Genomic DNA, 21267 nt, shown 5'->3' on the forward strand with positions numbered 1-21267 from the left:
AATCCCTGATTAAGAACCAAAAAACTTAAGGGCTCATTTGAGCCCTTTATCGCTCAGTTTACTTCTGAGTATTTGCACTGTGGCTAGGGTACGAACCATGACAATAAAAACAAAACTTAACGCTTTAATGACTCCTTGCTTAGCACTGGGACTTGGTTTCGCTGCATTACCTGCGCAAGCACACTTTCCACTGATGAGCTGCTGGTTTGAAGGCAAAACCGTTGCTTGTGAAGCGGGTTATTCGGATGGCAGCAAAGCGATTGATTACGCGGTTGAGATGTACGATTACGAAGACAACTTGATCGCAAAAGAGATGACAGATAAGCGCTCTATTGTTGAGTTTTCACACCCAGACACCGAGTTCTACCTTGTGTTTGATTCGGGCCACGAGTTTCCTGTCGAAGTTGATGTTGTAGAGATCAGCGAAAAATGATGATTCAAAGCGTACGTGCTGACACGGGCGGCAGAGAGGGCAAATGGGTAGGGCTGATCATTGTGTTCATCCTTTGCTTTGCAACCGTCGCGATCCCATTTCATCAGGCAGAATCCCACGTTAAAGCAGTGCTTGATCATCAAATTCTTGTGACTGATGTTGAACAAGAAAACTTGGCGATGCTATCAGAGTTGCGTTTGGCTCACGAAGAAATTCGTGATCTGCGCATGGACTCAGACGGTGAATGGCCGAGTGTTGCATCACTTAAAGATGAATGGGTTGCCCCGTTTGTAGAAGATCAGAGTTGGAAGCGCAAAGGCTCTCATGCTTGGGTGCTGGACGAGCGTGGTTATTATTTTTCCACACCAAATGAACTTGGCTTTGCGGATTCTTTTATTCTGAACGCGAACAGCGTTTCTCCTGAAATCTGGATTTTCTTTGGTGGTATAGCAAAACAGCCTAGTGCTTTTGACGAGCACACACTTGAATCTGAAGGCTGGAAAATGGTTGTGAATGAATCAGAAGTTGAACAGCATCATGCAAGCGATGCTCACTAATAATAAGAGATTTACTATGCGAATTATGACCCTGTTCATGTCGTTATTATCGGTGTTCATGGCACCTCATGCATTAGCAAAAGAATACACGCTCGACAGTAACAAACTGACGATTGGTATCACGCTTCAACCTTACTACAGCTATGTGAAAGCCGTAGTCGGCGACAAAGTGAACATTCTTCCTTTGGTTGATGCTGGTTTTAACCCCCATAACTACTTACCACAACCGAACGACCTGAAGCGATTGAGTCAGATGGATGCAATCGTTGTAAACGGAATTGGACATGACGACTTCGCGCTTAAAGTCATTGCAGCAGCGCAACGTGATGATTTGGTTGTGATCGAGGCAAATAAAGAAGTGCCTTTACTTCCGGCTCTTGGTCAATCTGTTGGTCAAGGTGCTGTTAACCCGCACACCTTTGTTGGGCTTTCGACAACAATTCAAAAGGTTTACACCATTGCCAGTGAAGTTTCTAAACTCGACCGAGACAACGCTGCGTTTTATCGCAAGAATGCGCGTAAGTACGCAAAGCAATTTCGTTTCATGAAGCGTGATGCGATGTTGTCATTAGGTGAGTTAGATACATCAGGCATGAAAGTGGCGACGACACACAATGCTTACGGTTACATTCTTCAAGAGTTTGGTGTTGATGTTGCGGCGGTAATCGAGCCAGCACACGGTGTTGAGCCAAGTGCTAGCCAGCTGCAAGAGACGATCGAGAAGATCCGCGCGTCGGGTATTGATGTTCTGTTCTACGAATTAAACATGCCAAACCGTTTTGTTGACACGATTGAAGCGGAAACAGGCGTTCAGCTTTACCGTTTTTCTCACATGACGCATGGTGAATATGAGGACGATAAAGTAGAAGTTGAGATGAAGAAGAACCTAGAAACGTTAATCGAAGCAATGAAATTTGCAGCGGCGAACCAAGCTAAAAGCGGGAACGCATAATGCTAGGTCCATCAATCTCAATCAATAAACTGGGTCTACAGTACGATAATAATGTGATTCTTGATGATATCTCGCTAGAACTTAAAGCGGGCGAGTGTCATGTAATCATGGGACCAAACGGTGGCGGCAAGACTTCTTTACTGCGATCTGTACTTAGACTGACGCCTTTCTCTGGAGCGATCAACATTCATTGGCCAGAAAAGCCAAGTATTGGTTACGTGCCTCAAAAAGCGACCTTCGAGTCGAGCTTACCTTTGACGGTCATGGACTTTGTTCTGCTAAATAAGACGCGAATCCCTCTGTTTTGGCGTCGTAAATCAAAGCAGTTAGATCTTGCTCTCGCGCAGTTAGATCGCGTAGGTATGGCGACTCGTAGCGACCGCCGTATGGGACAGTTGTCTGGTGGTGAGCAGCAACGTGTTTTGTTTGCTCAAGCGTTATTGGATAACCCGAGCTTACTGGTATTAGATGAACCTACGACGGGTATGGACGAGCAGGGCGTTCGCTATTTGGAATCGCTGATTCGTGAATGTGTTGATGAAGGCCGAACGATTCTAGCGGTTCACCACGATGTTACTGCGGTACGTCGACTTGAAGCGAACGTGCATGTCGTTAACCGATTCTTAGTAGATAGTGGCCCACATGAGCAAGTACTCCATCCAACGAAGATCGAAAGCCTATTCCAACACTACAGTAGTGGCTCAGTAGTGACTGAATCGAAGGAGGTTGCGTAATGGATTGGTTACGACAACTTGCCATTAGTGGGGTGGAAGCGGGCTTGTTATCTGAAAGCTTCATGTATGCCTTCATGGTCAACGCTTTGGTGGCAGCCTTATTGCTTGGCCCTCTGCTAGGTGGTCTTGGTACTTTGGTGATTGCAAAGCGTCTAGCTTTCTTTTCTGAAGCTGTCGGACACGCCGCGTTAACCGGTATCGCAATCGGTGTTCTACTTGGTGAACCACCAGAAAACCCAATTATTGGACTGTTTAGCTTTTGTATGATCTTCGCGTTGCTTCTGCACTTTGTAAGAAACAGAACCAACGTTCCATACGATACCTTGGTTGGTGTGTTCCTTGCGCTGGCGTTGGCAGTGGGTGCAGCGTTACTGATGTACGTAGCTCGTAAGATCAATATTCACATGCTTGAGAACGTATTATTTGGTTCGATTCTTACGGTAACGGATCAGGACTTAGCGATTCTCGCAGGCAGTTGCGCGATCATCATTTTGCTTTTGATACCGACATTCAACCGTATCCTGCTTACCTGTATCAGCCCTGATATTGCGAAGGTTCGCGGTTACAACACTAGTTTCTACGACTACCTGTTTGTCATGATGATCACCTTAGTCACGATTGCTGCCGTGAAGATCGTAGGTGCAGTTCTAGTGGGTGCGTTATTGCTGATTCCAGGTGCGACAGCTCGACTACTAACTAAACGCATGGGTAGCTTTGTGTTGTTATCAGCTCTGCTCGCGACCATTGCTTGTCTGGTTGGTACGGTGTTACCAATGGAACTTAAGTTGCCAGTTCCGTCAGGTGCTTCAATCATCATTGTTTCTGCAACGTTTTTCCTTGCAGCAACGCTATACCGAATTGTAAGAAAGGCGTAATCATGACTTCTTTAATGAATCGTATCGCTAGCTCAGTAAAAGCAGCGGCTCAAGTGAGTGTGCTGGGTAGTGTGTTAACGGCTGGTTCAGTGATGTCACTGAACGTGAATGCAGAGGATATCCTGACCAGTACACCTGTGACTTATGCATTAGCGACAGAGCTAACTAAAGGCACTGACATCACGACCGAGTATCTGCCACCAAAGCGCTATGGTATTGATCGTCTGCCGAATTGGTTTGGTACCAAGGGGGCAAGCAAAGTGCTTAAGTCTGGCGAAAAGGCGACCGTTGCTCTAACACTGTCATCGATCTGGCAAGCCGATCCTACATTCGTATACGCAAGGCAAGGTAATATCCGCTTGGTTGAGGTCGATGCGGCTCAAGCGATTACGCCTCGAGCACAAGGTGTTGCAGCACTTACGTTATCGAATGGCGAAGTGTCTAAGTATGCTTGGTTAAATCCAACCAACTTAACGCGCATGGCTGCGATTGTGGCTGATGACTTTAAGTTATTGTGGCCAGAGCAGGCTGAAGCTATTGATAGTAATCTGCAGCGCGTGATGTTGGATGTTCGTGAACTGATTAACAAGCAACAAGCTGTATTGCTTGATAACGAAGTGGACTCAGTACTCTTGCTTTCGGAAAGCTTGGAAGATTTTGCATCTGGTAGCCAACTGTATGTTGAAGACCGCATGTTTAAAGCAGAGCTTGAATGGACAGAGCAGGACAAAGCGAAACTTAAAGCGATGTTTTCGGAAGATGATGCACTATGGCTTGTTACAGCGAAAAAGCCGAGCAACTTGATTAAGTCTCTAGTACCTAATGAGCGTATTCTAGTGGTGGACTCAGTCGATCGTTGGGGTAGAGCAGGAATCAGTGCTCAAGCACCATTCTCTCGTTGGGAAGTAAAGCTATTCAAAGGCTAATCAACGAGATTCAATACATCAGGATCAAAAAAGCAGCCAAAATAGAGGCTGCTTTTTTTGTACTTACCTTTTAGCAAAGGAGCCTGGTAAGAATGCACAGTGAGCGCTTAACCTTACTCTGCAGCTTTAGTTTCTTCAGCTTCAACAGTTGCTTCGACAGCACCTTCCGCTTGCGCTGCTTGAGCCTGCTCTTCTGCTTTCATCTTTGCGCGTTCAGCTTTAGAAATGTAGCGAGGCTTATTACTTGTATGCAGTTTAGAATTCGCTTTTTTCTGCTTCTTTTTTAGAATTTGATTAATTTTTTTCTTACGGTTCATTGCTGCATAGCCTTGTATTTAGTTTAGGCGGTGGAGGATAATCATTTTAGCTCTAGAACTCAATATTTACATGGTATTCAGCAAGGAAATATCGTCATGCAGGCAGTCGAAACCGCTCGTTTAAGATTAAGAATGATTACAACTGAGGATGCTGAATTTATCCAAAGGTTATATAGCTCAGAAGACTTCTTGCGTTATATCGGAGACAAAGAGATAACCAACACGGCGAAAGCTGAAGAGTATATCGAGAACAACATCCTTAAGATGCATCAAGAGAAGGGTGTCTCTTTGTTGATGGTAGAACTGAAAGCAACCTCAACGCCAATTGGAGTTTGCGGATTAATTAAGAGGGACAGTTTAGAGTCGCATGATCTTGGTTACGGCTTTGCTCCGGAGTTTTACGGTCAAGGTTTTGCGAAAGAAGCGGGAGAAGCAATAATTGAACAAGCTAAGCAGAATGCTGATATCGATCATTTAGTTGCTATCACTACCTCTGATAACATTCGAAGCATCGCACTACTGACTAAACTTGGCTTTGCGTTCGAGCGGGTTGAAGACGTGATAAGTGAAAGCGTAAATTTCAACCTGTATAGCCTCTCTCTGGGTAATTAATCATGTTCCAACATAACAATATTCTACAAGGCGAACTTGCGACGGAGTACAAAACCGTTATCGCGATGGTGCACATATACTGCAAAGATCACCACGGTGAAGTTCGTCAGAATAACGCGTTATGTGAAGAGTGTGAGCAGCTGTTACGTTATGCGGAAACGAGGCTTGATAGATGCCCTTATGGTGAAGCACAACCAACCTGCAATAAGTGTCCGATTCATTGCTATAAACCTGACCCGAAAGAGCAGATGCGTTTGGTGATGCGCTATACAGGGCCACGAATGTTGCTTAAGCATCCTATTTTAGCGATTCGACATTTGATTCATGAGAAACGGAAAGTGCCAGAAAAGCCGTTACCGAACGTATCTAATCGCTATATCCGAATGAATAAGAAGTAGCGGGTACACTAAAGGCTATTCTTCCAGAAACAAAAAAGTCTGATTTCTCAGACCTTTTCTGTTTTGAGCGACATCTTGTTCAAATAGTTGATTACTTCAAAAGCTTAAGCAGCTTGTGGTTCTTCATAAGTAACCGTCAGGTTGTTGATCCAACGGCGACTCAAGTAACGGTGCGAGCAGATAGACAGCTTCACAACTTCTTCAACTAACATCAGGCCATAGATGTACTTGAAGTCCCATTCCGCGACAAATGCGCCGTAAACACAAACTGGAATGCCGACCATCCACATCGCGATGAAGTCCATACGCAGGCAAAATGCATTATCACCAGCACGAATGATACCGTTAATGATAACCATGTTTAGCATACGAATTACAACCGCAAAGCACATGATCATCATCGCTGGTGAAGCGAGTGGGTATAAAGCGTCTGTGGTTAGGTTTAGCCATGATAGAACATGCTCTTTCCCCATGAACAGCATCAAGCCTACAATTGCCCCAAAACCTACAACGGCTTTGATGAAGGTGAGGCCCATACTCATTGCATCATCTAACTCATCTCGACCTAATGAATGGCCAAGCAACACTGAACACGCAACAGAGATGCCAAAGAACACCTAGTAACATAATGACTCAAACGGAGCGAGCATTGAGAAAACAGCTAGCTCTGTCGTACCCATGTGACCAAAGATCATCTGGTAAGCCATGGTACCCATTGCCCATAAAACAGCATTCATGGTCAGTGGCAGGGCAATACGACGGTAAGATAACCACAATGACGGGCGATGTGGCGAGCTCGGTGTCGTTAATAGCCAGTGGTTGCGCATACGCATGTAGCCGTACATCAAACTCACTTGAATTAATCGCGCTAGAGTCGTTGCTAATGCTGCTCCTGCAACACCTATCGCTGGAATTCCGAAAGCACCCTGTATAAGGATGAAGTTAAGTGCGATATTGAGTGCAATCGTCACCGCACCAAGCAGAAGTGGTGTGACGGTGTCACCTGATGAGCGCATGCTTGCTTCAACTACAACCACAATATGGGTCAGAAGCAGAACAGGGAAGCCATACCAAAGGTAAGTCGCACCAAGCTCAATGACGGTTTGATCGCTGGTTTGCAACATCATCAAAAACTGTGAACCAAGAGTGATGATTGCCGTTACAGGTAGCAGAACTTTTAAACCAAATACCATTGCGATAGAAGACACGGTTCGTGCACTTTTACGGTCGTTTTTTCCCCAATATTGCGCTACCAATGTTCCGTTTGCTGAGGCCAACCCTGCCATAATCATAATAGCGACGAAGTGCCATTTTGATGCAATTCCCACAGCCGCTGCTGCTTCCATACCAAAATCGCTGACCATTAACACGTCAGCAAGGGCTAAAATAGCAACCAAAGCACTTTGCAAAGCAACAGGCAAACCAAGTTTGATAATGCGAGGTAATATGCTCTCTGGCTTGTTATTTATAGATGAGTTAGGGTTGATGTTAGTTGTCATAAGCTCTCCGATTTATGGCAGAACTATAGTGATTTGAGTGAAGTAACAACATGTTTAAAAAACAACAAAACCTGTGCAAATCCGTCATTGATAATATGAAGCCAAAATTAACGTGGCAAGATGACGTGTTTCTTGCAGAACAATGTAAAGAACGTTTTTTGACCGTTGAAGATATCCCAGAGATGAGAAGCTGCAGTGTTTACATGGGGGGAATGGCAAAGCTGCATGACGCGTATTGGGTGGAACGCGAATCGGTGAATGTTCATACGTTGATTTTTACTCAAGAAGGGGGAGGAATATTAACAACGGCGACATCAGTACAAGCAATTACGCCTTATACACTTGTGGTTCTTCCTGCTGAAACGCCATTTCGATTTGAACTCGATCCTCAATACAACTATTGGAAAATGGCGTGGATGCTGACGCCTGATACGCCACAGTGGCAGCATATCGCGAGTTTAGGGCAGAGTATTGTCCCTTTCGGAGAGTGTGAGCAAATCTGGTCACTGATGAATTTGGTTCACTTTGAAATTGGCGGCAGAGCGAGTTATCGAAAACTACTGATGAGTGAAATCATTCGCACGTTAACAGGGTTTGAACCTAAATCGACCGGTACGACGGCGCGTGTTCAGGCTCTATACAATGAAATCGAAAGTAGTCTGCATCTATCTTGGACGGTTGCAGGGATGGCAGAGCGAGTGTTTATTAGTGAAGAGCAATTAAACCGAGTGACGAAGTCGCTATTCAATGTGTCTCCGCGAAGCAAATTGATCCAGTTGAGAATGGATAAAGCAACCAGTTTGCTAAAGCAACAAGATTGGTCAGTATCTATGATTGCTAATCGTCTCGGTTATAAAGACCCTTATAATTTTTCTCACCGTTTTAAGAAACATTTTGGCTTATCACCTAGTCAATATCGTAAGAATTATCGGCTCACAAGCTAACTATTTGATCTGAAATATAAAGTAAAATGTAGGGTAGTATGAGGGCCCATTTAGGTCTTAACCCGCCTTAAAATATGATATAAAACAGTGTTCATTTGTGATGTCTTATAACCAATAAATGCAGTAGATCTACTGTATTTTTCAAGATTGGTGTTATGTAGCTTTCCCTTACTTTTATGACCATACCTAGTTAAATCGATATGGTTGATACACAAAATAAGAGGTAAGTAATGCCACATGATGTAACGGATATGCCGGATTTCACTACTGAACAAAAAATCGTTGTGAACAGTAGGGAAGTGAATACTAAAACCAAACTGGTTAGAAAGGAAGACAATGGTTCAATTGTAGGCACCTTGTCTGAGCCACACCGTAAGGTACTTTTTTATCTTTATCAGAACAAAGGCGTAGTTGTTAGCAAGAATATTCTTAAGCGTGTTGGGTGGCCTGGGAAATCGGTAACATCCGCGTCAGTTCTGGTTGCAATCTATGAAATCCGCCGAATGATAGACTGTAAATGTCTATACACTATACTAAATGAAGGCTATTTGTTAGAGCCGAGACCTTGTTGTTGATATTCTGTTCATATTCTAATAATAAAAATTTAATCTTTTTACCGTATACGCTGCTTTCATTATCTTCGATTTTAAGCGTCCATTTATAAGCGACGTTATTAAACACATCTCTTAATAAAGTTGTGTCGTTGGTTGCTCTGTTAGGGAATATTATATGAATACGGACTCTTCCCCTGTAATTGAAGGTAAATGTGAAGAACATAATGAAGTTTTGGAAGTAAACGGTAAGGTTATTGAGCTGAACACAAAACTCATACGCAATATTGAGAATGGTTATATCGTTGGAACGATGCCATTAGCTTACAGAAAAATGATTCTTTTTATGAATCGTCATCGTGGACAACTATTCAGTGTCCCCCAGCTAAAAAATATCGGTTGGGAAGGTGAGACTGTCACTAACTCTTCGGTGATTGTCGCTATCTCAGAGATACGCTCTATTCTTGGTGACGGACTGATCCTAACGATCACCGGCGAAGGTTATGTTTTCCAACCTTAGTGTGTCTTCTCAGTATCGCGTACAAAAAAGGGCGCTTCCTTCAGACATACCGTCTTTGGTGAAGAGCCCTCAGTGTATCGTTCAATCTTACAAGATTAAAGCCAATTACTCGCCTGCAATCTGTAGGTGAGAGCGCTTTAGGCTAGCAATCAACATGTAGATCGTTGTCGCTAATAGAGACGCAAACAGGTAAGTGAATAAGCCTGCTTGTGAATCCATGAAGCTGTCTGCCACGATTGGACCCGCAACTGAACCGATGCTGTAGCAAAGCAGCATGATTTGAGTCACTGACACCAAGTAGCTTGGATCTAAGTTACGGCAGCCCAAGTTGATCGCGATTGGGTAAAGCGCAAACGTCGCCATGCCTAGCACGAACAGGCTCATGCCTAGTACGTAGAAGTCATGATTGATCGTTAGTACGCCAATGCTTGCCACACCGAGTAGGCAGAACAAAGCCATTAACAACACTTGACCTACATGGTGAGATAACCAAGTCACCATCGGCTGCACAGCCATGCCACCCATAATCACTAGAGCCATCAAACCACCAATGTCTTCGTGCGCAATGTTACGCTGAGCAAGCTCTACTGGCATCAAACCGTAAATTGCACCCAGTGTAAGTCCTGAAACGATGCAGCCAATTAAAGCGCTGTGGCTTAACTTGCTGACCTGTTTTAGAGACAAAGATTGAGCATCATGAATCTGTGGTGGTGTCGCTTGTCCGTACATCAGCACAATGATCGCACCAAATAGTAGAGTGAACATCGCGATAAAAGGTACGCCGCCAGTAATACCTAGGTAACCAATGCCTAGCTGACCAACTGCAGAACCGCCGTACAAAGAACACATGTAAATCGCTAGGCGTTTAGCTCGTTGTGATTCGTCACCGCTCATAAGCCATGATTCAACGATTACGAAAATGCCCGCTACCGCAACACCAGCCACAAAACGAGCCAATAGCCATACCGCTTGATGTGGAATCAATGGCAACACAAGGATCGTTGCGATGAAGACACTCAGTGCCACTACAAATGCGTCTTTATGGCCAATACGAGCAATCGCACGCTCAATCAATAACGTACCCGCTAGAAGACCTGCATAAAAGGCACTCGCCAACCAACTCGATAGATTACTGTCTAGGCCATATTCAGACAGCATTAATGGCAAAGAGCTCATTAAGTAGCCTGAAGCGATCGCGTAGAAAGACAGTGCAATAACTGGAACGGTTATGCGAGTTGTTGGTTGGATGTTGTCCAATGCAGGAGCCTCCGATAGTGAAAGAAACGGTGAATTTTCCGCGACTATGGGGGAGAAACTGAATTGGGTAAAACGAATAAAAATGGTCGTTAAGATAAAAGAAATTTATCGACCAACTAAACTAAAATACGATTGTGATATTTGGTGGTTTGACGAGGTTTTATGTGGTCATAAAGCCGTTAAACCCTTGTTCATTGGCTATTTAATTGAGAGAGTCAAAACAAATTTAATTGTATCGTTGAAATTTAATTTGAAGTGCAGTTTACGATAAGAGCGCGTCTTTTCGGTATTGACGTGGTGAGGTTCCACTCCATTTACGAAATGCGTGACGGAAGTTGGCGCTCTCGGAAAAACCAACACGCTCAGAAATCTCTTCAATGCTCATTTTTGTCGACGAAAGATAGTGTCTCGAAAGATGGAAACGAACGTGATCGAGAATCTTCTGGTAACTCGTATCGGCCGCTTTAAGATGGCGACGCAGTGTGCGGGAAGACATCCCCAGTTCTGAAGAGATAGATTCTATCGATGGGTAACTTCCTGGACTCTCAAGCAGCATTTGAGAGACTTTCTCTTTTAGGCTGGTGGAGGCGCTTACTTTTGCCAACATGTCATCACACGACTTGAGACACATTTGTAATGTGATGGTATTAGCTGTGGGCAGAGGAGAGTACAAGCTGGTCGCATCAAATTGCCATTCAAGGCGGTCACTATTAAATTCAACAGGGCAACGGAAAACCTCGGTATAAAGGTCACCGTACTCTGGCTTGGGATAAGGGAAGCGGATCACTTGTGATGGAAAGGGCTGTTGCAGCACTTCTTCACACAGGCTTTGGATCGCCGCAAACCAATACTCGCAACAAAATGGCAGCACAGAGTCTAAGTCAATCAGTTGTTCTGCGCGAAAGTACCCAACGTTATCCTCTACAGACATGGTCTTTCTCAGCACGGGGCCGGCAAGTTGCAAATATTTAAATCCGATCAGCAAAGCATCTAATAGCGTTTCGCTACTGAACACCGCATAGCCCAACACTCCAAAGTCGCTAAATCGGGCCTGCTGACCAACCCGTAAACCTAATCCGCCTTCATCCGTATTCGCTAATGCGTTACTGAACACCGCCAACTTTTGCGCCAAAGTAATGTGAGTATCTGGCGTATTGAGCTGAAGATCATCAATATTACTGCCTTCCAACAACGCTTCGATACTGAGAGCCGGTGACATGTAACGATGTAGTAGTTGAAGGTCAAGAATACCGAATGCTTGCATATCGGGTTCGTAGACTGCGGTGTATTCCATAGGGTGCCTCTTGTTGAATATCGTCATCTTAACCGAACTTTTAACATTTGCGCCTGTTGCTTGTTCTCACTTTCCCAAGCTTGTTCAAACTTTTGCTTTATGTGTGCAAGGTTTTACAAGGTCTGATTGAGCCATGTCCGAATATCACCGGTTTTTGTCTTTTTGAAACCTGTTCGAGATGTTATCAAAATGTTGTAATTTGATGAGTTGCACTTTGGAGCGTCTCAAACATTTTGCTCAATAAATACTTTTACCTACATGACACGCCAATGTGCAGGCTCTGATAGCAATAAAGACAACACTTATTACAACGATTAAAACGTCTAAGGCGAATGTGACCGCTAGGTCTAGCCAAATAAGGAGATCATGGATGCACAATCTTGCTGTTAACTTGGAACGTAGCGCTTCGCTGTTTCCAACTAAAGCCGCTCTGCGTATGGGCACGGATGAAGTCAGCTTCGCTCAGTTGGAACAACTTGCTGGTAAGGTCGCGGCAAATCTAAAGCGACTTGGATTAAATAAAGGGGATAAGGTTGCACTGTCTTGTCCTAATGTGACTTATTTCCCCATTGCCTATTACGGCATTCTAAAAGCAGGCTGCGTTGTCGTCCCTTTAAATGTGTTGTTTAAGACGAGAGAAATTGCTTATCACTTGAATGACTCCGACGCGAAGGCCTACATTTGTTTTGAGGGCAGTGAAGAGCTACCCATTGGGCGCTATGGATTACAAGGTTTTGCACAGGCCGATAACTGCGAACACTTCGTGTCTATGCCAATACCAAACGGCGCAACTTTCATGCTGTTAGAAAACCATGATCATCAAGAAACGATTGCAGATTGGTTGGCACAACCTTTGGATTCATTTGAGTCTGTAGCGTGTCATGGTGATGATACCGCGGTAATTCTATATACCTCCGGTACAACAGGCCAGCCAAAGGGCGCTGAGCTTTCACACACCAACATGCAAACCAATGCCATGTCGTAACAGTATCTAATGCGGTTGGAATACAGTGATACCACAATGGCAACACTTCCTCTGTTCCATAGTTTTGGTCAAACCGTAATGATGAACGCGAGTGTGTTGACGGGTTCAACTATGGTCTTGATTCCACTCTTCGAACCATCATTAGTGATTGAACAGATCATTAGCCACAAAGTAAGCGTGTTTGCTGGCGTTCCTACCATGTATATCGCACTGCTCAGAGCGGGAGAAGAATCTCCTGATGCTTCTGAAAAAACAAGCAAGCGTTCTGAGCAGGTTAAGCATAGCTTGAGGTTAGGCGTGTCTGGAGGGGCGTCTATGCCACTTGAGGTGATTCGCCAGTTTGAGTCGCGCTTTGAACTGCCAGTATTGGAAGGGTACGGGCTCTCTGAAACAGCGCCAGTCGCGACCTTTAATCACATTGATGGTGATCGACTATCTGGTAGTGTCGGCCAACCGCTATGTGGTCATCTTATCAAAATTACTGATGTGCAAGGCAACTCGGTCGCAATGGGAGAGTTGGGGTGAAGTGTGCATTAAGAGCCCAAGTGTCATGAAAGGCTATTATCAACGACCAGAAGCAACCTCAGAGGCAATCAGAGATGGCTGGTTTTTAACGGGTGATATCGGGCGTGTGGATGAGCACGGCAATTTGTTTATTGTTGATCGTGTGAAGGACATGATTATCCGTGGTGGTTACAACGTTTACCCGAGAGAGATCGAAGAAGTGTTGATGTGTCACCCGGATGTCGAAATGGTGGCTGTGGTTGGTGAACATCATGAGCAGTTGGGGGAAGAGATTCATGCCCATGTTGTGCTACACGAGCATACACAGTGTGACAGCAAAGCGTTAATGGCATGGTGTCGAGAACAACTGGCCGATTACAAATACCCTCGTAAAGTATTCATTCGTAGCGCGTTACCCATGACGGCAACAGGAAAAATCTTAAAGCGAGAGCTACATCCTTTAGAAGTTGCGGAGACAATCAATGGATAACTATGACTTTATTATTGTAGGCGGCGGCTCAGCTGGGTGTGTGATGGCTTCTCGATTGTCAGAAGACCCAAATACTACCGTTTGCTTGCTCGAGGCTGGTGGCAAAGACACGAGCCCCTTTATTCATACTCCAGTTGGCGTTGTGGCGATGATGCCGACCAAGCTCAATAACTGGGCTTTTGAGACGGTTGAGCAACCGGGCTTAAGTGGGCGTAAAGGTTATCAGCCAAGAGGTAAGACGCTAGGCGGGTCGAGTTCTATTAACGCCATGATGTACGCGCGTGGACATCGCTATGACTATGACACTTGGGAAGGTTTAGGTAATGCTGGATGGGGCTATGAGTCGTGCCTGCCTTACTTTAAGAAAGCTGAAAACAACGAAGTGCACAAAGATGAGTACCATGGTCAAGGAGGTCCCTTGAATGTGGCAAACCTTAGATCACCGAGCCCAATGTTGGAGCGCTACTTGTTCGCGTGCGAATCGATCGGTGTACCGCGAAATGAAGACATCAACGGAGCCGCTCAGTTTGGTGCCATGCCGACTCAGGTAACTCAGTTAAATGGTGAACGATGCAGTGCAGCCAAAGCCTATTTGACGCCAAACCTATCGCGTCCCAACCTAACTGTCGTAACTAAAGCGACGACTCATAAAGTCTTGTTTGAAGGTAAGAAAGCGGTTGGAGTTGAATACGTTTCTAACGGTAATCGCTATCAGATTCGATGTAACAAGGAAGTCATTTTATCTGCAGGGGCTTTCGGATCTCCTCAACTGTTGTTGCTGTCAGGTGTGGGTGCTAAAGACGAGTTGGCGGAACATAGTATCGAGCAACTCCATGAGCTGCCAGGAGTTGGAAAGAACCTGCAAGATCATATTGATTTGGTGCACTCTTATAAGTGCAGCGAAAAGCGAGAAACCTTCGGTATTTCGTTGCAAATGGCCGCTGAAATGACCAAAGCATTACCTCTGTGGCACAAAGAGCGCCGTGGGAAAATGAGCAGCAACTTTGCGGAAGGCATTGGCTTTCTTTGTTCTGATGATCATATCGCAGTGCCGGATTTGGAGTTTGTATTTGTCGTTGCTGTAGTGGATGACCACGCGAGAAAAATCCATACTAGTCATGGCTTTACCTCACATGTCACCTTGCTGAGGCCAAAAAGCCATGGCACCGTGACACTCAATAGCTCTGATCCTTACGATCCACCAAAGATCGACCCTGCGTTCTTCAGTCATCCTGATGACATGGAAATCATGATTAAAGGGTGGAAGAAGCAATATCAGATGCTAGAAAGCGAAGCGTTCGATGATATTCGTGGTGACGCTTTCTATCCGGTTGATGCCAATGATGACAAGGCGATTGAACAAGATATCCGCAATCGTTCAGATACCCAGTACCACCCTGTAGGAACCTGTAAAATGGGCACTGCCGATGATGTACTGGCAGTAGTGGACAAAGATTTGAAAGTTCATGGGATGGAGAGTTTACGAGTCATTGATGCTTCGATTATGCCGACACTCGTGGGAGCGAATACCAACGCGCCAACTATCATGATCGCAGAGAAGATTGCTGACCAGATCAAAGAGCAATATGGTTTGAGTGAACAAAGCGACTTGAATCAGAAGAGTGATTTGAACAAGCATGAAGCAGGCGAGAAAGCAGAACACGAATTGAGTGTTTAGAATACAATTACGATAAATTGTTGTCTTAATATAGGTTATGAAGCCTTATTTGTTAAGGGCTCATAACCTATTTTTGTTTGCCGGTTAATGAATGATCTTAGGCAAACTTATTTAGCCAAAGCTTGATTAAGCCATTGATCAAATTGACCTTTTGGTAAGGCACCGTTGATCGTATCAACACGCTGACCGTTCTTGAATACCATCACCGTTGGGATGCTTCTGATTTGATACATAGCCGCCAGTTGCTGTTGAGCTTCGGTATCGATTTTAACAAATCGAACATCGCCATCGCGCTCTTTAGCGACATCGCTAAATACAGGTGCGAAACCTACACATGGGTTGCACCATGTCGCCCAAAAATCGACAACGACAGGTTGTGAACTGTTCAAAATCGATTGGAAGTTCAGTGATGTACCTTCGATTGGTGCACCGTCTAGAAGTGCATTTTTGCACTTACCACAAGTAGGGCTTTCTGAAATTCTTTCTGAAGGAACTCGGTTTACGCCACCGCAAGAAGGGCAACGAGTGTTGAATGTAGACATAACTTTCTCTTTTTTATTGCATCTCCGTGGCTAACGCGATTTACGAATCACGTACGGAACGCTTATACTGTTTAAAACATGAATACGATACTTAAATAAAAACAAACAATAAACAGGTAAATGATGACAAAATTTTACGCCGAAATTACGGGCTGGGGAAAGTGTCTGCCACCAGCCGTGCTGTCCAATGATGATTTAAGCACATTCATTGATACGTCTGACGAGTGGATTCGTACTCGAACTGGTATCGAAAACCGTCGTATCAGTCATGTAAATACCTCTGAGCTAGCGACCGTTGCTGCTCAACACGCAATGGCGTGTGCTGGCCTAACGGCTGAAGACATCGATCTAGTTATCGTTGCGACGTGTAGCCCAGATTCTCTTATTCCTAACACTGCATCGAAAGTTCAACAGAACTTAGGTATCAAGAGCGCAGCAGCTTTTGACCTTAATGCAGCGTGTACGGGCTTCATCTACGGTGTTGAAACTGCAACTCGATTGATTCAGGCGGGCAATTACCGCAACGCTATCGTTGTCGGTGCAGAGCGTCTTTCATTCTTCATTGACTGGACCAAGCGTGATACTGCGGTTCTATTCGGTGATGGTGCGGGTGCAGTCGTACTTTCTCGCACTGAAGAGCAAGTTGGCCTCCAAGAAGCGCAAATCGGCTGTGATGCTGAAGGCCGAGATATTCTAGCAGTACCTAAGTTCGGTACTTCTATGGACCGTTTTGCGGCTGATAACGGTTACTGGGACTTCGATTTCGTAGGTAAAGAGATCTTCAAGCGTGCAGTTAAAGGTATGGGTGCTGCTGCCTACACCGTATTGAGCCGCACTGGCATCTCAACGGACAACATCGATGTTGTGATTCCACACCAAGCAAACATCCGAATCATTCAAACTCTGTGTGACATGGCGGGTATTGAGCGCGATAAGGCGTTTGTGAACATTCAAAACTATGGCAACACGTCGGCTGCGACTGTGCCAATTGCATTGTGTGAATCGTTAGAGCAAGGCTTTGTTAAACCTAACTCAAACATCCTTGTAGCGGCATTCGGTGCCGGTTTAACTTGGGGTGCTGGTCATATTAAATGGGGTAGCCGTGTTGAACCACTAGGTCAATCGGATGCTAAGCTACCAGAAGCGGATAAGTCGGCTTTAGAGCTTTTAGAAAGAGCCATTTTACACTGTAAAACGCGTCCCAATTCTGAGAACGAGTAGCAGCATGGTGCAAGTTCGTTTAATGCAGAAAGCCGACCTCGATGGGGCGGCTTTAGTTCACCAAGCTACTTTGTTCGACAACAAAACTCGATGGGTTGGTTACAATGTAACTTGAATGCTGCGCCACGCTTTCTTAACTTTGTTGCAGAAAGTGAAGGTGAGATTGTTGGTTACATTATATGGGTTCAAAAGAGCGGGTTTAGGCCTGAAGCTGTTTTAGAGTTGGAGCAACTTGCTGTGTTACCGAGTGCGCAAGGGCAAGGGTTGGGTAAAAAGCTGATTCTAGATTCTTTGCCGCTAGTGAAGCAGAAACTTGCAGAGCAAGACTCGACACTAAAACATTTATTAGTGACCACCAGGGCGGACAACTTTGCACAAAAGCTGTATCAATCTACATTGGGTGCAGAAGTCGAAACCACGATTTCAAATCTGTACTCTGCGGATGAAGTGCTTATGATAGCTCGCAATGTCGGTGAGCGAATCGAATCGCTGAGTTCTTAGAACTTATTATAATTATCAGTAAATGTTCAATAAGGGGCTTCTAGAGTCCCTTTTGTTATTTCTTAGGAAGTGTTTTGAAGAAAGTTTTAGCAATTGGCTACGTTTGGCCAGAACCGAATTCATCGGCGGCTGGCAGCCATATGATGTCACTTTTACGCCTGTTTAAGCGACAAGGCTGGTCTGTTGAATTCGCAACGCCTGCTCAAGAGACCGAGCATATGATTGATCTCTCTGAAGAGGGTATCACGAGCCAATCTATTGAACTGAATTGCGATAGCTTTGATCAGTACATCGAACAGCTACAACCTGATGTTGTCATGTTTGACCGTTTTATGATGGAAGAACAATTTGGTTGGCGTGTTGAGAAGGTATGCCCTAATGCCTTTAAGCTATTGGATACTGAAGATTTACAGTTCCTACGTAATGCTCGACATGAAGCTGTTAAAAAAGAGACAGATCTGACGAAAGAGCATCTTTACAGTGATCTGGCCAAGCGTGAAATTGCCGCGATTCTGCGCTGTGATCTTTCGTTGATCATTTCAAGCTACGAGATGGAGCTGCTCCAATCTGAGTTCAATATCGATCCAAAACTTCTACATCATCTACCTTTCATGGTTGATCTTAATACTTTGCCTGAACGCACGAAAAGTTATGAAGAACGTAAGCATTTCATGACGATAGGTAATTTTAGGCATGCGCCTAACTGGGATGCTGTGCTTCAGCTACAGAAGATTTGGCCAAAGATTCGTAAGCAGTTGCCTGACACTGAACTTCATATTTATGGATCTTATCCTCCGCCAAAAGCAACCGCTTTGCACAATCCTAAAACCGGTTTCCATATCAAAGGTTGGGCGAAAGATGCTCAAGAAGTTATGGAAGAGGCACGTGTATGTGTTGCGCCATTACGTTTTGGTGCGGGCATTAAAGGTAAGTTGCTTGACGCGATGAAGCTACAAACCCCGAATGTGACCAGCGAGATCGGCAGTGAAGGCATGCTACCGCAAGGTGAACTGCAATGGCCGGGTGCGGTGGCTGATGATATCGATGAGTTTGTGACTGCAGCAGTTGAGCTTTATCGCGATGAAGAAAAGTGGCTTGAAGCCCAAAGTCAGTGTCACTCTATTCTTGAAGCGCATTACGAGCAAGATAAGTTAGGCAATCAACTGATCGAACGAATAACTGCGTTGGTTTCTGAGCTTGATTCGCATCGATTAGATAATTTCTTCGGTTCAATGCTCAAGCACCACACCATGGCAAGCACCAAGTACATGTCACAGTGGATAGCTGAAAAGAACAAGACTAAGTAGCTGATACAGCTCAAATGAAATCAAAAGCCCTTAGGTTAACGCCTAAGGGCTTTTTGTTTGTTGGGAGCTCACAGCTAGCTAAATGACAAGGAACCGATTGTGGGTATAGATGGGATAACTTACATTAGCATTGACTAATTTATACTTATTAGTAAACTCTAATTTACTGTGATTGAGAGTTATTATGTTTGTGGATAGGAGTGGTCTGTGTTGAGTTTGATTCCTTGGGATGCGTTTTTCGGCGGCATGCTGTTGGGCATGTCGGCCATTGTGTTAATGCTCGGGATTGGTCGAGTCGCTGGTATTAGTGGAATTGTCAGTCGATTATTGCCAGTTCGTGCTAGCAACAAAGAAAGTAAAAGCGTGGATACAGACAAAACTGAAAAGCAATGGCGCATCGCATTTGTTGTTGGAATGGTCGTAAGTGGTTGGTTGTTGATTCCTACCGGTTACCAACTCCCACAACTGGAAGAGATGAATCTCGTAGTGGTAGTTATCGCAGGTCTGTTAGTTGGCTTTGGCACTAAAACAGCGAATGGTTGTACAAGCGGACATGGCATTGTGGGCATGGCGCGCTTATCTAAGCGTTCAATTATCGCGACCTGTGTATTCATGGGTGTCGCAATGGCTACTGTGCTTGTTAAGAGCCCAATGGGGTTGGGGGCATAATGAAAAACTCTTCATTTACTATCGTTGTTGGTTTGTTTGCTGGAGTCTTGTTTGGCTCGGGTATGATCATTTCAGGCATGGTCGATCCTAACAAGGTACTCGGCTTCTTAGACATTACAGGTGATTGGGACATAAGTCTGGCATTCGTAATGGGGGGGGCACTGATGGTGTTTGCGCCGTTTTATCATCTAGTCATTAAAAAGCGCGATAAAGCGATCAATGGTGAGCGATTAGATAGCCGAAACAATCCACTAATCGACAGAAAACTGATTGTGGGTTCTACAGCGTTTGGCTTAGGTTGGGGGCTTGCTGGCTTTTGTCCTGGTCCTGCGGTGACGAGTCTTAGTGGCGGTAACCCAACCGTATGGGTATTTATGGTCAGCATGCTGGTGGGAATGTGGCTTGCAGGTCGAACGAATAAAACCTGTTAGGGTAAACCTATCGTGTGTCTAATTGGCTTGATATAAGTATTTGAGAGGTCGACTCGCTTTTGAGTAAAAAGCCAGTCAGCCTCTTTTTAGATCTATCTATTGTTTGATGGTCGTTGATACTGGGCAATGGTCGCTGAGTTTGTAGTCCAGCACATCTTGCGTTTCAAATACCTGTTGTTTAGCAGGAGCTGCATTCAATGATTCGCTCACCACAATATGATCAATAACAGAGCGGAACTGATGCGTGCGATGGTTGTTGCGGTTAGAGCGTACTTTGCAGTCTGCGCGTGTCTTTCGTGTCGCTAACTGCGCATCAGTATATTGTGTTAACTCTTTCCACATCCAATCTCGTGAGTATGCGAGGTTATGGTTAAAGTCGCCAAGAATCGCGTAGTCCTCGTTATTGCGCTCTCTCTGCTTTATCCATTTATTCAATTGCTGAGCTTGCTCTTTTAAGCGTGAGCAGTCTCGGTTGGACTTATAAGCGCCGCTGCAGCCCGCTTTTAAATGTACCGATAGCATATGAATGGGTTTAGTCTCTGTTTCTATAACGATATAGCTGGCAAACCTAAGCTTGCTGTTAGAACTCGATTCCAGAGGAAAGTCAGCGTGGTCGGTGAGGGTTACCCCTTTACGAACTGCAAACCCAGTGTATTGGTTCACTTCTTTAAATTGGCGGTTACTGTTTTCTGGTAATGCTCGGTTAGACATCAATATCTTGTATTGATCACCAGCCACACGCTGAATGGCATTTATGTCATCGACTTCTTGAAACGCAACCACATCGGCGTTTAAGGATTGAAAGTATTCTTCAAGTTTGTCGAAATCAGCTTGATCACGTTTGTCAGAAAACTTATTCACAGCCTCGTTGGTTGATAACCATTCGATATTCCAACTGGATATGGTTAAAGGTTCAGCAAATGCTTGGCTACTGAGTAAGCAACCTAACATTATCCAGTTTTGAAGTCGTTTCATCCCAAATATCCCTAAACTTGTCGACCAATATTGATGAGCCGTTATCCTACAACACTTACTAAAAATTCAACTCTTTTTAGCAGTTTTTTTATTGT

General features: G+C 44.7%; 21 protein-coding genes and 3 pseudogenes. 18 read left to right on the forward strand and 6 right to left on the reverse strand.

The window, feature by feature from the left end; translation table 11 throughout:
- Positions 1 to 97 precede the first annotated feature (97 nt).
- From JC606_RS06450 to JC606_RS06475, 6 genes are read left to right on the forward strand one after another with little or no spacing between them, the layout of a single operon-like run.
- The gene (locus JC606_RS06450) at positions 98 to 433 is read left to right on the forward strand and encodes a hypothetical protein (RefSeq protein ID WP_008219715.1); all 336 of its coding nucleotides are present in this window, start codon (positions 98 to 100) and stop codon (positions 431 to 433) included.
- Positions 430 to 990, forward strand: coding sequence for a DUF6162 family protein (locus JC606_RS06455; protein WP_137407423.1), 561 nt, complete (start codon positions 430 to 432; stop codon positions 988 to 990). The genes JC606_RS06450 and JC606_RS06455 overlap by 4 nt, the downstream gene beginning before the upstream one ends.
- A gap of 16 nt (positions 991 to 1006) precedes the next feature.
- Positions 1007 to 1942 carry a metal ABC transporter solute-binding protein, Zn/Mn family gene (locus JC606_RS06460; RefSeq protein WP_137407422.1) on the forward strand — a complete coding sequence of 312 codons (936 nt, stop codon included), beginning with the start codon at positions 1007 to 1009 and terminating at the stop codon, positions 1940 to 1942.
- Positions 1942 to 2676 (forward strand): metal ABC transporter ATP-binding protein, encoded by a 735-nt coding sequence (locus tag JC606_RS06465; protein ID WP_137407421.1) that lies wholly within the window; start codon positions 1942 to 1944, stop codon positions 2674 to 2676. Before JC606_RS06460 ends, JC606_RS06465 begins: the two co-directional genes overlap by 1 nt.
- Complete coding sequence (locus tag JC606_RS06470) at positions 2676 to 3551, forward strand: metal ABC transporter permease (protein ID WP_004739197.1); 876 nt, start codon at positions 2676 to 2678, stop codon at positions 3549 to 3551. Before JC606_RS06465 ends, JC606_RS06470 begins: the two co-directional genes overlap by 1 nt.
- A gap of 2 nt (positions 3552 to 3553) precedes the next feature.
- Entirely contained in the window at positions 3554 to 4477 is a 924-nt protein-coding gene (locus JC606_RS06475) for an ABC transporter substrate-binding protein (RefSeq protein ID WP_137407420.1), read from the forward strand.
- Positions 4478 to 4590: 113 nt separating this feature from the next.
- Here the strand turns inward: JC606_RS06475 and JC606_RS06480 are convergent, their stop codons facing one another.
- Positions 4591 to 4794 (reverse strand): DUF2986 domain-containing protein, encoded by a 204-nt coding sequence (locus tag JC606_RS06480; protein WP_198778243.1) that lies wholly within the window; start codon positions 4792 to 4794, stop codon positions 4591 to 4593.
- A 96-nt stretch (positions 4795 to 4890) separates the two neighbouring features.
- On the opposite strand from JC606_RS06480, the gene JC606_RS06485 reads away from it, so the two are divergent.
- Both JC606_RS06485 and JC606_RS06490 read left to right on the forward strand, forming a co-directional pair.
- Positions 4891 to 5406, forward strand: a complete 516-nt coding sequence (locus tag JC606_RS06485) for a GNAT family N-acetyltransferase (RefSeq protein WP_137407418.1) — start codon at positions 4891 to 4893, stop codon at positions 5404 to 5406.
- Between the two features lie 2 nt (positions 5407 to 5408).
- The gene (locus JC606_RS06490; protein ID WP_198778244.1) at positions 5409 to 5804 is read left to right on the forward strand and encodes a nitrous oxide-stimulated promoter family protein; all 396 of its coding nucleotides are present in this window, start codon (positions 5409 to 5411) and stop codon (positions 5802 to 5804) included.
- Positions 5805 to 5908: 104 nt separating this feature from the next.
- Here JC606_RS06490 and JC606_RS06495 read toward each other — a convergent pair.
- Positions 5909 to 7303: pseudogene (locus tag JC606_RS06495) on the reverse strand (MATE family efflux transporter).
- Between the two features lie 50 nt (positions 7304 to 7353).
- Here JC606_RS06495 and JC606_RS06500 point away from each other — a divergent pair.
- The 3 genes from JC606_RS06500 to JC606_RS06510 all read left to right on the forward strand — a co-directional run bounded on the left by JC606_RS06500 (position 7354) and on the right by JC606_RS06510 (position 9318).
- Positions 7354 to 8247 (forward strand): helix-turn-helix transcriptional regulator, encoded by an 894-nt coding sequence (locus JC606_RS06500; protein ID WP_198778245.1) that lies wholly within the window; start codon positions 7354 to 7356, stop codon positions 8245 to 8247.
- Positions 8248 to 8498: 251 nt separating this feature from the next.
- The gene (locus JC606_RS06505; protein WP_390903410.1) at positions 8499 to 8822 is read left to right on the forward strand and encodes a winged helix-turn-helix domain-containing protein; all 324 of its coding nucleotides are present in this window, start codon (positions 8499 to 8501) and stop codon (positions 8820 to 8822) included.
- A gap of 154 nt (positions 8823 to 8976) precedes the next feature.
- Positions 8977 to 9318, forward strand: coding sequence for a winged helix-turn-helix domain-containing protein (locus JC606_RS06510; RefSeq protein WP_137407414.1), 342 nt, complete (start codon positions 8977 to 8979; stop codon positions 9316 to 9318).
- Positions 9319 to 9423: 105 nt separating this feature from the next.
- Here the strand turns inward: JC606_RS06510 and JC606_RS06515 are convergent, their stop codons facing one another.
- Positions 9424 to 10575: an MFS transporter gene (locus JC606_RS06515; RefSeq protein ID WP_137407413.1), complete on the reverse strand. Its 1152-nt coding sequence runs from the start codon at positions 10573 to 10575 to the stop codon at positions 9424 to 9426.
- Between the two features lie 262 nt (positions 10576 to 10837).
- Positions 10838 to 11869, reverse strand: coding sequence for an AraC family transcriptional regulator (locus JC606_RS06525; RefSeq protein WP_137407411.1), 1032 nt, complete (start codon positions 11867 to 11869; stop codon positions 10838 to 10840).
- 370 nt (positions 11870 to 12239) lie between these two features.
- On the opposite strand from JC606_RS06525, the pseudogene JC606_RS06530 reads away from it, so the two are divergent.
- Positions 12240 to 13848 (forward strand): annotated as a pseudogene (locus JC606_RS06530) (long-chain-fatty-acid--CoA ligase).
- The gene (locus JC606_RS06535; RefSeq protein ID WP_137407409.1) at positions 13841 to 15526 is read left to right on the forward strand and encodes a GMC family oxidoreductase; all 1686 of its coding nucleotides are present in this window, start codon (positions 13841 to 13843) and stop codon (positions 15524 to 15526) included. Before JC606_RS06530 ends, JC606_RS06535 begins: the two are co-directional and overlap by 8 nt.
- Before the next feature lie 107 nt (positions 15527 to 15633).
- Here JC606_RS06535 and trxC read toward each other — a convergent pair whose 3' ends face one another.
- Entirely contained in the window at positions 15634 to 16068 is a 435-nt protein-coding gene (trxC, locus tag JC606_RS06540) for a thioredoxin TrxC (RefSeq protein WP_102425327.1), read from the reverse strand.
- A 123-nt stretch (positions 16069 to 16191) separates the two neighbouring features.
- On the opposite strand from trxC, the gene JC606_RS06545 reads away from it, so the two are divergent.
- The 5 genes and pseudogenes from JC606_RS06545 to JC606_RS06565 all read left to right on the forward strand — a co-directional run bounded on the left by JC606_RS06545 (position 16192) and on the right by JC606_RS06565 (position 20197).
- Positions 16192 to 17289 (forward strand): ketoacyl-ACP synthase III, encoded by a 1098-nt coding sequence (locus JC606_RS06545; protein WP_198778266.1) that lies wholly within the window; start codon positions 16192 to 16194, stop codon positions 17287 to 17289.
- Between the two features lie 22 nt (positions 17290 to 17311).
- A pseudogene (locus JC606_RS06550) lies at positions 17312 to 17790 on the forward strand (GNAT family N-acetyltransferase).
- 74 nt (positions 17791 to 17864) lie between these two features.
- Positions 17865 to 19097 carry a glycosyltransferase gene (locus tag JC606_RS06555; protein WP_137407406.1) on the forward strand — a complete coding sequence of 411 codons (1233 nt, stop codon included), beginning with the start codon at positions 17865 to 17867 and terminating at the stop codon, positions 19095 to 19097.
- A 207-nt stretch (positions 19098 to 19304) separates the two neighbouring features.
- The gene (locus JC606_RS06560; RefSeq protein WP_137407405.1) at positions 19305 to 19766 is read left to right on the forward strand and encodes a YeeE/YedE family protein; all 462 of its coding nucleotides are present in this window, start codon (positions 19305 to 19307) and stop codon (positions 19764 to 19766) included.
- On the forward strand, positions 19766 to 20197 hold the full coding sequence (locus tag JC606_RS06565) for a YeeE/YedE family protein (protein WP_198778246.1): 432 nt from the start codon (positions 19766 to 19768) through the stop codon (positions 20195 to 20197). Before JC606_RS06560 ends, JC606_RS06565 begins: the two co-directional genes overlap by 1 nt.
- A 96-nt stretch (positions 20198 to 20293) precedes the next feature.
- Here JC606_RS06565 and JC606_RS06570 read toward each other — a convergent pair whose 3' ends face one another.
- Positions 20294 to 21172, reverse strand: coding sequence for an endonuclease/exonuclease/phosphatase family protein (locus JC606_RS06570; protein WP_198778247.1), 879 nt, complete (start codon positions 21170 to 21172; stop codon positions 20294 to 20296).
- Positions 21173 to 21267 lie beyond the last annotated feature (95 nt).

The organism is Vibrio sp. IB15 (assembly GCF_016406055.1).
GTDB classification, from domain to species: Bacteria; Pseudomonadota; Gammaproteobacteria; order Enterobacterales; family Vibrionaceae; genus Vibrio; species Vibrio chagasii.

Bases quoted from the DNA above. Each gene is read 5' to 3' on its own strand.
- JC606_RS06525 (WP_137407411.1), bottom strand. From the start codon at position 11,869: ATGGAATACACCGCAGTCTACGAACCCGATATGCAAGCATTCGGTATT.
- JC606_RS06490 (WP_198778244.1), top strand. From the start codon at position 5,409: ATGTTCCAACATAACAATATTCTACAAGGCGAACTTGCGACGGAGTAC.
- JC606_RS06500 (WP_198778245.1), top strand. From the start codon at position 7,354: ATGTTTAAAAAACAACAAAACCTGTGCAAATCCGTCATTGATAATATG.
- JC606_RS06565 (WP_198778246.1), top strand. From the start codon at position 19,766: ATGAAAAACTCTTCATTTACTATCGTTGTTGGTTTGTTTGCTGGAGTC.
- JC606_RS06455 (WP_137407423.1), top strand. From the start codon at position 430: ATGATGATTCAAAGCGTACGTGCTGACACGGGCGGCAGAGAGGGCAAA.
- JC606_RS06545 (WP_198778266.1), top strand. From the start codon at position 16,192: ATGACAAAATTTTACGCCGAAATTACGGGCTGGGGAAAGTGTCTGCCA.
- trxC (WP_102425327.1), bottom strand. From the start codon at position 16,068: ATGTCTACATTCAACACTCGTTGCCCTTCTTGCGGTGGCGTAAACCGA.
- JC606_RS06480 (WP_198778243.1), bottom strand. From the start codon at position 4,794: ATGAACCGTAAGAAAAAAATTAATCAAATTCTAAAAAAGAAGCAGAAA.
- JC606_RS06465 (WP_137407421.1), top strand. From the start codon at position 1,942: ATGCTAGGTCCATCAATCTCAATCAATAAACTGGGTCTACAGTACGAT.
- JC606_RS06570 (WP_198778247.1), bottom strand. From the start codon at position 21,172: ATGAAACGACTTCAAAACTGGATAATGTTAGGTTGCTTACTCAGTAGC.
- JC606_RS06460 (WP_137407422.1), top strand. From the start codon at position 1,007: ATGCGAATTATGACCCTGTTCATGTCGTTATTATCGGTGTTCATGGCA.
- JC606_RS06475 (WP_137407420.1), top strand. From the start codon at position 3,554: ATGACTTCTTTAATGAATCGTATCGCTAGCTCAGTAAAAGCAGCGGCT.
- JC606_RS06485 (WP_137407418.1), top strand. From the start codon at position 4,891: ATGCAGGCAGTCGAAACCGCTCGTTTAAGATTAAGAATGATTACAACT.
- JC606_RS06510 (WP_137407414.1), top strand. From the start codon at position 8,977: ATGAATACGGACTCTTCCCCTGTAATTGAAGGTAAATGTGAAGAACAT.
- JC606_RS06470 (WP_004739197.1), top strand. From the start codon at position 2,676: ATGGATTGGTTACGACAACTTGCCATTAGTGGGGTGGAAGCGGGCTTG.
- JC606_RS06450 (WP_008219715.1), top strand. From the start codon at position 98: ATGACAATAAAAACAAAACTTAACGCTTTAATGACTCCTTGCTTAGCA.
- JC606_RS06505 (WP_390903410.1), top strand. From the start codon at position 8,499: ATGCCGGATTTCACTACTGAACAAAAAATCGTTGTGAACAGTAGGGAA.
- JC606_RS06535 (WP_137407409.1), top strand. From the start codon at position 13,841: ATGGATAACTATGACTTTATTATTGTAGGCGGCGGCTCAGCTGGGTGT.